The sequence below is a fragment of the Mucilaginibacter sp. NFX135 genome, assembly GCF_048565145.1.
GTDB lineage: Bacteria > Bacteroidota > Bacteroidia > Sphingobacteriales > Sphingobacteriaceae > Mucilaginibacter.
Genome location: NZ_CP183412.1, coordinates 5686389 through 5701326, shown reverse-complemented (window position 1 = coordinate 5701326; position 14938 = coordinate 5686389). Strand labels below are relative to the sequence as shown.

The following is a 14938-nucleotide window of genomic DNA, read 5'->3' as shown; positions in this document are numbered from 1 at the left end:
ATTACAAAACGGGCCTTATATGTTTTATTTTAAAAAATAAACAAAAATGAACATGCAAGGTAAGCATCCGTTGCTTACAATTGCATATAAAAACTTATGAAACCAACATTGTCACTACCCATTAAAACAACTCTTATAGGTGCTATTGTATTTTCGGCACTTGGTTTTCAAGCTAAAGCGCAGGAAGTAATTACTTTACAAAAAGCGATCGACCTTACCCTTGAACGAAATTTAACCATTAAACAATCGCAATTTACTGAGGCCTTGTCTGACGAAGACCTGAAACAATCAAAGTATAACCAACTACCAAGTCTTACAGCGGCGCCGCAAGGCGGGTTTAACTTTGGCCGTAATATCGACCAATCGACCTATCAGTTCATTAATCAGCGTATTTTACAGGTATATGGCCAGGCAACTGCCCAGATCACCTTATTTCAAGGCGGGCAATTGCGAAACCAGATCATTCAGAATAAAATATTGCTTGATGCTAATAAAACAGCCACATCCAAAGTTAAAAATGATCTGATATTAAATGTAGTTACTACTTTTTTGCAGGTGTTAACCAATCAGGATCTGGTAAAAGCGTCAAAACAGCAAATAGAAATATCAAAGCTAACGCTGGATAGGGCACAGCAGAACTATAATGTAGGTAACCAAACGCTGGCCGATCTTTCACAAGCTAAAGCACAGCTTTCAACTTCGGAACTTGACTATACCAATGCCCAAAATCAGCTAGAGTCATCAATGCTTACTTTAAAGCAATATATGGAGATGAATCCGGCTACCGAGATCGAGGTGCAAAAACCAGACATAGGTAAACTGAGCGATATCAAAGTAATATATGACCCGCAGGATATATTAAAAACCGCGTTGAATGTAAACCCGGATGTACTGCTTGCCGAAGTTCAGCAGAAATCATATGAACAGGCTATAAAAGTTGCCAAAGGCAATTATTATCCAACCGTTACTTTGGTTGGGCAGGCAGGTTCTAATTATTCAAATGCAAAAAATACGATTGACCAGGTAATAGCCACCGGGACACTTACACCCATAGGTGTTGTACAAGCTACAAATCAAGTTGTTGTGCAGCCTGGCTTTATACAAACGTATAAAAGCAACCCATTTTTTAACCAGATAAGTAACAACTTTAACCAGGCCGTTGCTGTGAGCTTACAGATCCCTATTTTTAACCGGTTCTCTGCACGCACTTCAGTACGCAAGGCAAAAATCCAGGCTCAAAACGCGGAGGTGACTGCTCAACTGGCCCGGAATACCCTAAGCAAGGTTATTTATCAGGCGGTTTGGGACTTGCGCGCCGCCGAGAAAAAATATCTGTCGACAACGCAAACTTACAAGGCTAATAAAGATGCCTTTAACATTACTCAGCAACGGTATACAGTTGGTTTAGTAAACTCATTGGATTACAATACCTCTTTAACCAACCTCAATAAATCACAATTTGATATGATCGAGGCTCAGTACCAGCTCATTTTCAGGAGCAAGGTAATCGATTACTATCTGGGCAACCCTATAACGCTTTAATCTTAAAACACATATAAAATATCCAAACGCACAGTCATGGGAAAAACTACTAAATATATTTTGATAGCTCTGGGGGCGATAATCGTCTTGCTTATTTTATTGAAAGTGACGGGTATTATAGGTAAGCCAGCTTTAACCCAGATAGCCACCGAAAAAGCCGACGTGCGTGAAATTAATGAAACGGTATCTGCCAGCGGAAAAATAAAACCGCATGTTGAAGTAAAGATAACCTCCGAAGTATCGGGTGAAATTGTTGAGCTGCCTGTTAAAGAAGGCGATGTGGTTAAAAAAGGTCAGCTGGTTTGCCGTGTACGTCCAGATATCTTAAAATCAGGATATGACAGGGCCCTGGCAAGCTACAGTACCCAAAAAGCAACTATCGGCAATATGGCGCAATTGCTTAAACAGGCAGAAGCCACTTTTGCTAACCAGGAAGCTACTTTTAAACGGACCCAAACACTTTTTAAAAATAAAGTGCTTACCGTATCAGAATTTGATAACGCTAAGGCCAGTTATGAAGGAGCCAAAGCCAGTTTGGAGGCGGCCAGACAAAACCTGGTAGGCGCGCAATTTGGCCTGCAACAACAATCAGCTTCTGTTAAAGAAGCACAGGATAACCTGGCTAAAACCAGTCTTTATTCACCGGTTGATGGGGTGATCTCCAAGTTGGTGATTCAAAAAGGCGAGCGTGTTTTGGGTACCCAGCAGTTTGCCGGTACCGAGATCATGACCATATCTGATCTGAGCAAGATGGATGTGAATGTTGATGTAAACGAAAATGATATTAACCGGATATCAATAAATGATCCGGCAAATATTGAGATTGATGCCTTTGCCGGTAAGAAGTTTGCGGGTTCGGTAATTGAGATAGGAAGCTCTGCAAACGTAGTAGGCACTACTGCCGATCAGGTAACCAATTTTACAGTTAAAGTACGCATTGATGCGAATTCTTATACTGCACTGCTTAAAAAAACAGTTGATAATCCGTCGCCTTTCCGTCCGGGTTTAACCGCTACGGTTGATATCAATACCAATCATGTGAAATCCCTGTCGGTTCCGATCCAGTCGGTAACTACCCGTGATGAGAAAAAAGATAGGGGCGCCGAGACTGCAGCAAAAGATGACAATAAACCACAGATCAGTGCTCCGGCTAAGGAGTATGTGTTTGTTTACGCGGCTCCGGGTAAATTAAAACAGGTGCAGGTAACCACCGGTATCCAGAATGATACCTATATCCAGATCCTGTCGGGCTTAAAAGGGGGCGAAGAGGTGGTGTCGGCACCATACGCTGCCATATCCAAAACACTGGCCGATGGCATGATGGTTCAAAAGGTTGATAAATCAAAATTATTTAATTCAGATAACAAGTAATCCGGTCGGGAATCAAATCATAAAAAAGGGCGGCTCCAAAAATTGAAGCCGCCCTTTTTGTTAAATACCAGTGGAGCTTAAACTTTTAAGCCTCCGAAAATGCTGAACATCATCACGCTTAGCACCACAAAAGTAATCAGGATATAAAGTCTGTCTTTTTCTAATATAAATCCTATCAATGAAAAAAAGATGCGTAAAATAGGTGTGGCAATCAGAACCAGTACACCCAGTTGTATGATCCCTTTGGCGTTAAACGTGCCAACCCCACTCATGATCTGGCTGATGGTGGTATAACCCGCCCGCTCACCCACAAATGTGTGATAGGCTGGTATACTGCTATGTTGATATTGATGCAGGTAAATAATGCCGCCTGTGAAAACAATAAGACTTGCAGTAATAACCCCGTATCTTAATAAGTAACTGATCAGCTTTTCTATATCCTGATCAGCGGTAAAGCTTTTTGAAAGTATCTTTTTCATGATCTTGTTCTTAGAATTTGTGGTTATAGCCATTAAATATCATTTCGGCAGCAACAAAGGTGATGGCCACGCAGAAGATGTATTTGAGTACTTTTGGATCCATGCGGGTAAGCAGTTTGGAGCCGGTAAACGCGCCGCCCAATACACCTAACATCACCGGGAAGGCGATTCCCGGATCCATGTAGCCCCTTTGCAGGTACACTACCGCGCTGGCGGCGGCTGTAACCCCGATCATGAAATTACTGGTTGTGGTACTTACCTTAAAGGGTATGTGCATAGCCGAATCCATAGCCAAAACTTTTAAGGCTCCCGAGCCGATACCTAAAAGCCCGGATAAAACGCCGGCCAGGGTCATAATCGAGAAACCCGCACCTATATTTTTTAATTTGTATTCCACCTCGCCGTTTTTAGTAGGGTAGCTGCTGTTGAGCTTTAATTTGTAGGATAGTGCGCTGCCTTCAGTTAAAGCTTCCATGTTCTTTTTGCGGAGGGTCATGGCTGCCGAAAACAACAGGATGGCTCCAAAGAGAATGGCAATAGTGTTGGTGGGTGTATATACCGCTATGATAGCGCCGCCAACTGCCCCTATGGTAGTAGCTATCTCCAGAAACATCCCTAAGCGGATATTGGTAATGCCCTCTTTGATATAAGCACTTGCCGCACCCGAGGAATTGGCGATGGAAGCCAGTAAGGCCGCGCCGATAGCGTAGCGTATATCTACATGAAATACGAGTGTGAGCAATGGGATAACCACTACGCCGCCGCCTAAGCCGGTAAGTGAGCCAACCAAACCGGCCAGGTAAGCGCCTGCCAGCAAGATGAGGGTGAATGTTATGATGGTCATGATGTATGTATTAATAATTATTATTTAAGATCTGTTGGATCAGTTGCTCTGCCTGTTTTACTTTTTGAGCTTTGATGGCCTTAAACAGTTGCTCATGCAAGTGGTGGCTCATGGCAAAATGACTGATGCCTTGTGCTTCGCGTTTGGAAAAGAAATCACGAATGATAAGAGTGAAGCTTTCATAAAGATCGGCCAGCACATTATTGAGCGAGGCATGAGCTATAGCCATGTGAAAAGCGATGTCGGCATCAACACAAGCCTGGCGTTGTTCTGATTGGATAGCCTGTTTTCTTTTTTCAAGGGATTGCTCAATTTGAGCTATATGCGCGTCTGTACGGTTTTGTGCTGCCAGTCGCACTATTTCACCTTCCAACAGTACCCGTACCGCATTGATCTGATCAAAGTCGGCATTTTTTAAACGCTGTTCGATGGTTTGCTCACTTACAAAGGAGTTAACGAATGTTCCGGAACCTTGCTGTACTTTAAGTATGCCGGCTGTAGCCAGGGTTTTAATGGCTTCGCGGATGGTGGAGCGACCAACGCCATATAATTGCATTAATTCGGGCTCGGCGGGTATTTTTTCATTGAGCTTGAATTTGCCCTGCGCTATATCATTCCTGATCTGGCTGATCACGCGGCTGCCGAGAGTTTCTTTCTTATCCATATCGCTGGTGATTTGATATGTAAAGATATGATGTTTTTATTAAAACATCAGATGTTTAGAATGTTTTATGACATTGATGTGATGAGGGAGCCTCACCCAACCCTCTCCAAAGGAGAGGGCTTTAGACTATTCTTTTAAGTCTCCCCACTTTGGGGGAGATTTAGAGGGGGCTTAGTCCTGCAAACTTCACCGCCTGGTCAAGAAAATTGGGGATCAGCGTGCGTTGGGTATGGGTTATTTTGTCGGGATCATCCAGGCGATCGAGCATTTCGCGGTATTTTACTTCGCCATGCTCATTAATCACTTCCTGCTTTTTTTCGTCCCGTAACAGCATGGCCTTCATGCCGCCAGCATCAGCCTCGGGGTGAAACTGGGTGGCGAAAAAGTAATCGTTATAACGGATGGCCATCATGGCGCGGGGCAGATCAACATGCGGGCGCTCTTTTTCAATAGCGACCAGCTGCATGCCCAGTTCCTCGAAACGTTTTTCATCGGGATTGATCACCTGCCAGCTGCGGGAGTCGACCGCATAGAAAGGATCGCCCAAGCCCTCAAAAACAGGTTCATGGGCACCGGCAGGGGTTTGGTTAACCGGCAGCACACCAAATGATGGCGAACGGCGCATATTGATATCGCCCAATTTATAATGGCGGCACATCAATTGGAAAGAGTGGCATACAAACAGCGTATGTTTTTTATCAGTGGTGTTGGAAAGGTTATGATCTTCCAATTTTTCTATCAGTCTGAAATATTTTTTCTCCCATTCGGTACCTTCAGATATCAGCGGATCACCAGGGCCACCACTGGAAATATAGATATCGAAATTGGTGCCCGGCATTTCGCAGCGCCGGCGTACATCAAATATCTGGTAACTTAAATTAAGCTCGTGCTGTGCCTTATACCTGTTCAAAATCTCCTGGAAACCACGCATTCCCTCATTAGCTATCCCATCATACAAGTCAAGTATTGCTACCCTGATTTCCGGTTTATTTGTCATTTTGTTCTTTTAATAATTTGTTAAGTTCTCTCCTCAGAGTAATGGGCCATCAAGTAGCAGGTAACATAAATTGCGGCATCGACTCACCCCGACGTCGCTACGCTCGTCACCCCTCTCTTCGCTTGCGGCGGAAAGAGGGGTTTTTATTTCTTTTTTCTTTACCCTCTTTGCGGCGAAGCCGAAGAGAGGGTGGTCCAGCGTAGCGTAGACCGGGTGAGTCGGCTATGCGCCATGCTATAATAGTTTGATTTATGCTTTTATGGGGTTACAATCCCTTTAAAGTTTGCGAGGTAATATAATCCACCACGTCTACAAAGCTACTGTTTTGTTGGTAAACGGCTAACTGTCTGTCGGCGCCTGTGCCGTGTTCCAATATTTTGTGTACGTATTGCAGATCGTCGCGCGAGCCTAACTCGTCTACTACATCATCCACAAAATCCAGCAGCTCCAATACCAGCGAACGGGTGTTCACTTCCATTTCCTTGCCAAAGTCGATCATTTTACCGTCGATGCCGTAGCGGGCCGCGCGCCATTTATTTTCGTTGATGAGGGCACGCGAATAGGTGATGAATTTCATATTCTGCTGCCTTAGCTTATACAGTTTGGCACACAAGGCCTGGAACAAAGCTGTAAAGGCGATGGTTTCGTCAACCAGCATGGGGCAATCGCAAATGCGGAATTCGATGGTCTCAAAGAAAGGATGTACGCGGATGTCCCACCAGATCTTTTTGGCATTATCAATACAATTGGTTTTTACCAGCAGCTTGATGTAGCTATCATACTCCTCAATACTGCTGAAAGAATCTGGTATGCCGGTACGTGGAAACTTATCAAATACTTTAGTGCGGAAGGATCTGAACCCGGTATTACGCCCCTCCCAAAAAGGAGAATTGGTTGATAAGGCGAAAACGTGCGGCAGAAAATAACGCACCTGGTTGGCGATATGAATAGCCATATCGCGCGACTGGATGCCCACATGCACATGCAAACCAAAAATAAGGTTGGATCGGGCGGCCTCCTGCATTTCGTCCACGATCTCAAAATACCTTGGATGATCTGTGATCAACTGATGCTGCCAGTGCGAAAATGGGTGTGTGCCCGCGGCGCCAATACGCAAACCAATGTCGCCGGCTAATTGGGCTACCGTAGTACGTAGCTTGCTTACCTCCTGACGGGCCTCCTGGGTGTTATGACAAATATGCGTGCCCACTTCTACCACGGCCTGGTGCATTTCGGCCTTTACCTGGTCCTCATGGATCTTTTGGGCACTATCCACAATTTTCTGCTCATGCGATTTTAATTCCCTGGTTACAGGATCAATCACCATAAATTCTTCTTCAACACCTAAGGTAAACTCGTTCATAATTGGTTAGGTTATTATCACTCATTCAAAATCCCCTCTTGAGAGGGGGAGGGCATGGCTGTGCGGTAGCCGGGGTGTGTTGTACTATGTGAAATAAACACACCCCTCCACCCCTCTCAAGAGGGGAATCGCACCTGCCTGCGTTTCTTATTTTTTGGCAACCGACTTTTTAGTTACTTTCTTTACTTCTTTTCTTTCTTAACTTTTGCTTGAGGTTTAGCTTTAACCTTAGCGGGTTGAGCGGCTTCTTTAACCGGAGTTGCTGCTTTTACCGCTTTTGCTACTTTCTTTACTTTGCTCTCGGCTGCAGCGGGAGGGTTCACTTTACCAATGTAAATTTCTTTTTTTGCCGGTTTGGGACTTACCAGCGGTGTTTTGGCTGCCGATGTTTTTACATATTCGCCCCAGGTGAGGTTATCAAGACCCGCTTTTTGTTTTTTGGCACGTTCAATAGCATAATCGGCGGCGGTTTCTACCACCCAGTCAAAGTTTTCCTGCCCTACGCTGGTTACTTCGGCATCGGGAGCCGGGTTGCAAAAATCGATAGCATAGGGTACACCATCGCGCACCGCAAATTCAACCGTGTTAAAATCATATCCCAGGTATTGGTTCAGTTTGATGACATAATCTTTAACTGTATCCAGCAATTTTTTGGATGCAGGGGCTTTGCCATGTTCATAGCGTAAATGATGCGGGTTGCGTGGCTCGTACTGCATAATGCGCACATGTTTACCGCCGATGCAGTAGCACCGGAAATAATCGTCAAACACCACCTCTTCCTGCAGCATCATTACGTATTGCTTGGTTTGATCATACTTGTTGAAAAAATCTTCCCGGTTTTGCAGCTGGTAAACTTCTTTCCAGCCGCCACCGTCAAAAGGTTTCATATAGGCCGGGAAACCTACATAGTCAAATATACCGTCCCAATCCAACGGATAGGCTAGGTTACGGAATGACCGATCGCTCGTATCATCGGGCAATTCCTTAGAGGGCAGGATCACCGTTTTGGGCACAGGCACTCCCAGCTTTACAGCCAGGGCATTATTGAAAAACTTTTCGTCGGCACTCCACCAGAACGGGTTGTTGATCACCGCGGTACCGCAAATAGCCGCGTTTTTGAGAGCGGCCCGGTAAAAGGGCACATCCTGAGAGATACGGTCGACGATCACCGCGTAATCCAATGGTTCGGCCTGTAAAACCTTATCTATACGTACAAATTCTGCCGAAATATTTTTTTCGGCCTTTTGATTGATGCGGTCAACAAATGCCTGTGGAAATGAATTTTCCTGTCCGAATAAGATGCCTATTTTTTTCATGGGGTAAATGATGAGGTTAAACTCTAATTTCTAAACTCTAAATCCTAAAAGAGCTCAATAGCCTTTGTCTTGACTCCTGATTCTTATTTCTTGCTTCTGTTTTTTGCTGGTGAATGCCTTTTATAATTTATTTCTGTGTCTTGATTCCTGATTCTTGACTCTCTATCGAATGGTTGATAAATAATGCGGGAACATTTCGCGCCAGATGGGCCAGTCGTGTTTGGCAAATGGACGGATATCCAGCCAGTGTTTAATATTTTTTTGCTTTAAAATGTTTGATAACTGCAGGTTATATTCTTTACAAATGTCGTACTCCGATGTTCCCAGGATGATGTTCATGTTCCATAAGTCCGGGGCATTGTCACCCGGTAAAAAATCAACGGGATTGTTGTAAAATACATCGTCGTTATAAAAGCCATCGGTAAACATTTTAATATCGAACGCGCCGCCCATGGTAAACAGGTTGCTTACCTTTTCGGGATGTTTAAACGCGAAGTTGGCCGCGTGATAGCCCCCAAAACTGCAGCCCGCCATGGCTACTTTGCCTACGCCGGTTTCGTGCATGGCCCAGGGCACCAGTTCTTCCAGCAGCATTTTATCGTACCAGGTATAGTTACGGGCACGATCAGCCGGGGAGATGCCTTTGTCGTACCAACTGCGGTCGTCGATAGTGTCGGGGCAGTAAATCTTAACCAGACCCTGGTCAATAAACCATCGTACACTTTCAATCAATCCAAAATCCTTATTCTGATAATACCGGCCCTTAGTTGTAGGGAACAGGATCACAGGATAACCACGATCGCCAAACACCAGCATTTCCAGGTCGGCACTTAAATTCGGCGAATGCCAGCGGTGATATTTTTCGGTCAAAATAATAGATTTTTGGTTTCAGACGGTAAGTTAACTGGTTTGACTGAAAAAGGCAACAGTCTGATAAATTAAAGGTTAGGGCGAAAAAACCTCACCTAAACGGCGAAGCCCTCATGTAATAGTCCTCTCCAAAGGCGAGGACTTAAAACAAAAGTTTTTTTGAACCCTCTCCTTTGGAGAGGGCAGGGTGAGGCCTATTACCTCAAAAAATAAAAAGTATGTTTACTTTTGCACCCTTAAAATTGAATAAAGATGTATTGGGGCTGGGCTGAAACAGAAATGACGATCACCGAAAAAAATATCACTATAAATTCTGCACTACTTAACCGCGAGGTTACCTGCACACTGGTAATGCCCGATGAACAGGAGATCACGGAACCGCTGAACCTGTTGTTATTGAACGACGGTCAGGAGATGGAAAATCTACAGCTACTGGCAACATTGGAGCAGTTATATAATACCAACCGCATAAAGCCGGTATTGATAGTGGCTGTACATGCAGGCGAAGACCGTATACAGGAATACGGTATAGCGGGCAAACCCGATTTTAAAAAGCGTGGCTCTCAGGCCGATGTTTATACCGAATTTATAAAAAGCGAATTGCTGCCCCAGATCAAGCAACAAACCGGGATTAACGATTTTGAAAAACGGGCCTTTGCGGGCTTTTCATTAGGCGGACTTTCGGCTTTTGATATTGCCTGGAATAATAGTGATGTGTTTGACAAGGTGGGTGTGTTTTCCGGATCGTTCTGGTGGCGGAGTAAAGATCTGGCGAAAGGCTATACCGATGCCGACCGCATCATGCACTCGGTTATCAGAAATACTACAGGTAAACCCGATCTCCAGTTCTGGCTGCAAACCGGTACCAAAGATGAAACCACCGATCGCAATAAAAATGGTATCATCGACGCTATTGATGATACTATCGATCTGATCAAAGAGCTGGAAACCAAAGGTTATACCCGCCCAGATGATATACAATATGTAGAGTTGGTAGGCGGTACGCATGATACGGCCACCTGGGGTAAAGCGCTACCTAAGTTTTTGATCTGGGCTTTTGGGCGGTAAGAATTTTTATGTAAAATTTAGTTAATCAGTAGGTTAAAAGCGTATGCGGTTAGACTGCTTTGGTAATTTAATTATATAAATGTTTGCAGATAAACCTACAATCCTTTAAAATGCCATATATTAAGCTTACCTTTGCGCCAAATTTTAGGGAGCATTTTCATGCAAAAAATAAGAAACATCGCGATTATCGCACACGTTGACCACGGTAAAACCACATTGGTTGACAAAATATTGCACAGCTGTTCAATATTCAGGGACAACGAATCAACCGGTGAACTGATACTGGACAATAACGATCTGGAACGTGAACGTGGTATTACCATCGTATCCAAAAACGTTTCGGTTAGATACAAAGACGTCAAGATCAACATTATTGACACCCCGGGTCACGCCGACTTTGGTGGCGAAGTGGAACGTGTATTGAAAATGGCCGATGGTGTATTATTACTTTGTGATGCTTTTGAAGGCGCCATGCCTCAAACCCGCTTTGTAACCCAAAAGGCTTTGGCTTTAGGCTTAAAACCTATTGTGGTTGTAAACAAGGTGGACAAAGAAAACTGTCGCCCGGAAGAAGTTTACGAACAGATATTTGAATTATTCTTCAACCTTGAAGCTACTGAAGAGCAACTGGATTTCCCGGTTATCTACGGTTCATCAAAACAAGGCTGGATGAGCACCGACTATAAAAAACCAACAGAAGATATCTTCCCGTTAATGGATGCCATTTTGGAAAACATTCCACCGGCGCCTATCGCCGAAGGTACTTTGCAAATGCAGATCACTTCTTTGGATTATTCCTCTTTCGTAGGTCGTATCGCTATCGGTCGTGTTGCCCGCGGTACCATCAAAGAAAACCAGCCGGTATCTTTAGTAAAACGCGACGGCACTATCCAAAAATCAAGAATCAAGGAGCTTTATACCTTTGAAGGTTTAGGTAAAGTACGTGCTACTGAAGTAGGTTCTGGTGATATCTGTGCCGTTGTAGGTATCGATGGCTTTGATATTGGCGATACCATTGCCGATTTTGAAAAACCAGAACAACTGGAAGTTATCAAAATTGATGAGCCTACCATGAACATGTTGTTCACCATCAATACTTCACCTTTCTTTGGTAAAGAAGGTAAATTTGTTACTTCACGCCACCTGCGCGACCGTCTGTTTAAAGAGATGGAAAAAAACCTGGCGCTGAAGGTTATTGAAACCGAATCGCCTGATTCATACCTGGTGTACGGTCGTGGTATTCTTCACTTGTCGGTATTGATCGAGACCATGCGTCGCGAAGGTTACGAATTACAGGTAGGTCAGCCACAGGTTATCGTTAAAGAAATTGACGGTGTTAAATGCGAGCCTATCGAGTCGTTAATTGTTGACGTACCGGGCGATGTTGCCGGTAAAGTAATTGAGTTGGTAACACAACGTAAAGGCGAACTGTTGATCATGGAGCCAAAAGGCGACCTGCAACACTTAGAGTTCGAGATCCCATCACGCGGTATCATCGGTTTACGTAACAACGTACTGACTGCTACTGCTGGTGAAGCTATCATGGCGCACCGCTTTAAGGCTTATGAGCCATGGAAAGGTGTTATCCCTGGCCGTTTAAATGGTGTATTAGTATCAATGGATACAGGTAAAACCACCGCTTTCGCTATCGATAAATTACAAGATCGTGGTCGTTTCTTTATCGATCCGGGTGTTGATATTTATGAAGGTCAGGTTTTAGGCGAGCACATTCGTGATAACGATCTGGTGATCAACTTAACCAAAGGCAAGCAGTTAACCAACATGCGTGCATCTGGTAGCGATACCAACGTACGTATTGCGCCTGCTATCAAATTCTCGTTAGAAGAATCGATGGAGTATATCCAGGCTGATGAATACATTGAGGTAACCCCACAAAGCATCCGTTTGCGTAAAATATTCCTGAACGAAAATGAAAGAAGAATTAACGCTAAAAGGTTTGTTAATCAATAATTAACAAAACACTAATTATACAAAAGCCTTCAGGATTTCCTGGAGGCTTTTTTGTTATATTTGGATCCTAAAGCTTATTACATGAACAGATATATAACCTTATTAATTGTGGCCTTATGCGTAAGTGTCATGATTTCTTCTTTTACTTCCTGCAGCAAAAAAAATAATCCTAAACCAGTAGTGGTTGATAGCCTTAAAGTAGGCTTGGTAGCTTACTACCCTTTTAATAACAATGTTATTGATTCGTCAGGAAAAGGTAATGACGGAACCGTTTACAATATTACTTCGGCACCAAACCGTTTTGGTAAGGCTAATACTGCTTATTATTTTAATGGAACCTCCAGCTATATCAGGGTAAAAGATAACCAGGCATTACGATTAAGCAATACCGATTTTACGATCAATTACTGGGTTAACCTTGATGATTATATAGTTTATTCGGGCAGTGCAGTGCTTGCCAAGGCTAACGGCCCTTATCAAAATGGATGGAACACTTCTATCACCGGGTACGGTTCTGTAGGAGGTGAGGGTGGAGGACCTGGGTTTGCCTTTTATAATGTATCCGGAGGTGGTGATCCTTTTGCGGTTGGTCATGGTATTATTCCCATTGGTCAGTGGACGATGATCACCGTGCAATATAGTAACCAGTTTAAGGCATTAGCCTTTTATATAAATGGTGTTCCGGATGCCGTGATAAGTAATATACCTACACCAAATCCAGCCACCGCGGTTGATCTGTTTATCGGCAAAAATAGTTATGACGATCCCAGTGGCAATACCCCTGGATATTTTATAAAAGGTAAGCTTGATGATATCAGGATATATAACCGGGTGATATCTCCAGGTCAGATTAATAACTTGTTTAAATTAACATACTAATATACCCACCATTCTTCGACACTTAATCGCTATCTACCTTTCAACTTCGCGACAGCACCATCAATAATGCTGTTTATATCCTCGGAAAGTTTCAAAAAGTAAACGGCCGGTAAATAAAGCGCGGTAATAAAAGAGGTGCGCAAAATAGTATCAACAACATAATTACCGATGTGCGGCAGTATCCAAACCGATAGGTAATATGTCAGAATACCGGCTGCCAACGCCAGTACGCATTGAATGGTAAAAGGCTGCATGCCAAATTTTATCCAGATAAACATATACCTGAACAGGTTAAAGACAAAATAAGTGATAGCCGAAGCTATGGCAGATCCGGTAATACCATAACGAGGGATCAGCAACAGGTTGGCCACAATAATAAGTACCACCAATAACAGGTTAAACAGTGCCTCGTACCTGAAATATTTTGATGTAGCCATAATCACCCCATTGATGCCTGTTGATGCCTCTATCAAAAAACCCAGGCTTACAAAAAATATGGCGTATTTGCCTGTACTGTATGTTGGCGGGGTAAGCCCCAGAATATTATCGATACTTGCCCACATCAGTATAAACAGGAATAAGGAGGCGATAAGCTGTGTTACACAACTTTTTTCATACACGGTACGGATGTTTTTAAGATCGTTGCTTTTCCATGATTCAGATACGATGGTATAAGCAATGCTGTACAGCGAACGTGTAGGCAAAGAGATAATGAGGCCAAAGTTAAAGGCCAGTATATATATCCCGGTTGCGCTCAAGCCCAGTTTTTTAAAAATGAGGTAATTGTCTACATTCTGAATAATAACTGGTGCCATGCCAGTTAGTATGGTAAAAAAGCAAATGCCTATGAGCTTATTAACCATATCGCGGGTTAAAAAGTCCATGTCGGGCTTAAGCGAAAACTGGCCATCGCGTATGATCCGGATTATGATAAAAAAGGTGGGTATCAGGTTGGCCACCAGCCATAGCCACATAAAACTTTCAAAGGTGATAAGGCCAAGATAGATGAGTATAATAGGTACCAGTATAAATACCCTTTTGGTAAACTCGCGCAGTATAAGCCCTGTAGTCATGTTATAAAGCATGCGGGCGTACAGGTCAAACACATTAAAAAACAACGTAAAAACAGTAAGCGGCACCAGGTACCAGTAATATACATTAAACAGGGCCGATGATTTGGCCGAACTGCCATCGGTATTATGGCTCACGATCTGGCCTTTAAACAGCCAGGCTATCGTTACAAATAAAATGGTACCTACTAACGACACCATACAGGCCAGGAAAAGGTAGCCGTGATGGTTTTTTTCTTCACTGCGGAAATAAGGAAAATACCGGGCCGTTCCGTTAAAACCCAGTATGGAGAATTGCGCAAACACCAAAGGAGCTGATGTCAATATGCCTATCAAACCAACTTCGGCCGGGCTTAAGGAATGGGGCATCAGGTAATTGGTAGATAAAAAACCGATAAGCACCCCCAGATAGGAATATATAGTGCCTTTAATGGTTTGTTTTTTTATGATGCCCATTCAGTTAGTTGGCCGTGTTACGGGTTAAAATGATAATTTTGAAATGCA

General features: G+C 43.5%; 13 protein-coding genes. 5 read left to right on the top strand and 8 right to left on the bottom strand.

The features are described 5' to 3' along the window. The first annotated feature begins 96 nt into the window (after window positions 1-96). Window positions 97-1542 carry a TolC family protein gene (locus tag ACNURT_RS23785; RefSeq protein ID WP_370996783.1) on the top strand — a complete coding sequence of 482 codons (1446 nt, stop codon included), beginning with the start codon at window positions 97-99 and terminating at the stop codon, window positions 1540-1542. A 36-nt stretch (window positions 1543-1578) separates the two neighbouring features. After that, window positions 1579-2913, top strand: a complete 1335-nt coding sequence (locus tag ACNURT_RS23780) for an efflux RND transporter periplasmic adaptor subunit (protein WP_419699774.1) — start codon at window positions 1579-1581, stop codon at window positions 2911-2913. Window positions 2914-2990: 77 nt separating this feature from the next. Here ACNURT_RS23780 and ACNURT_RS23775 read toward each other — a convergent pair whose 3' ends face one another. The 7 genes from ACNURT_RS23775 to ACNURT_RS23745 all read right to left on the bottom strand — a co-directional run bounded on the left by ACNURT_RS23775 (window position 2991) and on the right by ACNURT_RS23745 (window position 9446). After that, window positions 2991-3392 (bottom strand): DUF1634 domain-containing protein, encoded by a 402-nt coding sequence (locus ACNURT_RS23775; RefSeq protein WP_419699773.1) that lies wholly within the window; start codon window positions 3390-3392, stop codon window positions 2991-2993. A gap of 10 nt (window positions 3393-3402) precedes the next feature. Further along, on the bottom strand, window positions 3403-4236 hold the full coding sequence (locus tag ACNURT_RS23770) for a sulfite exporter TauE/SafE family protein (protein ID WP_419699772.1): 834 nt from the start codon (window positions 4234-4236) through the stop codon (window positions 3403-3405). Window positions 4237-4246: 10 nt separating this feature from the next. Continuing rightward, on the bottom strand, window positions 4247-4900 hold the full coding sequence (locus ACNURT_RS23765; protein WP_419699771.1) for a FadR/GntR family transcriptional regulator: 654 nt from the start codon (window positions 4898-4900) through the stop codon (window positions 4247-4249). Window positions 4901-5060: 160 nt separating this feature from the next. Beyond that, window positions 5061-5897, bottom strand: a complete 837-nt coding sequence (locus ACNURT_RS23760) for a type 1 glutamine amidotransferase (protein ID WP_419699770.1) — start codon at window positions 5895-5897, stop codon at window positions 5061-5063. Window positions 5898-6162: 265 nt separating this feature from the next. After that, window positions 6163-7260, bottom strand: coding sequence for a carboxylate-amine ligase (locus ACNURT_RS23755; RefSeq protein WP_172337539.1), 1098 nt, complete (start codon window positions 7258-7260; stop codon window positions 6163-6165). 182 nt (window positions 7261-7442) lie between these two features. Then, a complete protein-coding gene (locus ACNURT_RS23750) occupies window positions 7443-8576 on the bottom strand; it encodes an ATP-grasp domain-containing protein (RefSeq protein WP_419699769.1) in 1134 nt (377 codons plus the stop codon). Between the two features lie 162 nt (window positions 8577-8738). Beyond that, window positions 8739-9446, bottom strand: coding sequence for an esterase family protein (locus ACNURT_RS23745; RefSeq protein WP_419699768.1), 708 nt, complete (start codon window positions 9444-9446; stop codon window positions 8739-8741). Window positions 9447-9725: 279 nt separating this feature from the next. Here ACNURT_RS23745 and ACNURT_RS23740 point away from each other — a divergent pair, with 279 nt between their 5' ends. The 3 genes from ACNURT_RS23740 to ACNURT_RS23730 all read left to right on the top strand — a co-directional run bounded on the left by ACNURT_RS23740 (window position 9726) and on the right by ACNURT_RS23730 (window position 13364). Then, window positions 9726-10514: an alpha/beta hydrolase gene (locus ACNURT_RS23740; protein WP_419699767.1), complete on the top strand. Its 789-nt coding sequence runs from the start codon at window positions 9726-9728 to the stop codon at window positions 10512-10514. A gap of 159 nt (window positions 10515-10673) precedes the next feature. Next, a complete protein-coding gene (typA, locus tag ACNURT_RS23735; protein WP_370996774.1) occupies window positions 10674-12485 on the top strand; it encodes a translational GTPase TypA in 1812 nt (603 codons plus the stop codon). An 81-nt stretch (window positions 12486-12566) separates the two neighbouring features. Beyond that, a complete protein-coding gene (locus tag ACNURT_RS23730) occupies window positions 12567-13364 on the top strand; it encodes a LamG domain-containing protein (RefSeq protein ID WP_419699766.1) in 798 nt (265 codons plus the stop codon). Window positions 13365-13393: 29 nt separating this feature from the next. Here ACNURT_RS23730 and ACNURT_RS23725 read toward each other — a convergent pair whose 3' ends face one another. After that, window positions 13394-14890, bottom strand: coding sequence for a lipopolysaccharide biosynthesis protein (locus ACNURT_RS23725; RefSeq protein ID WP_419699765.1), 1497 nt, complete (start codon window positions 14888-14890; stop codon window positions 13394-13396). Window positions 14891-14938: the final 48 nt, after the last annotated feature.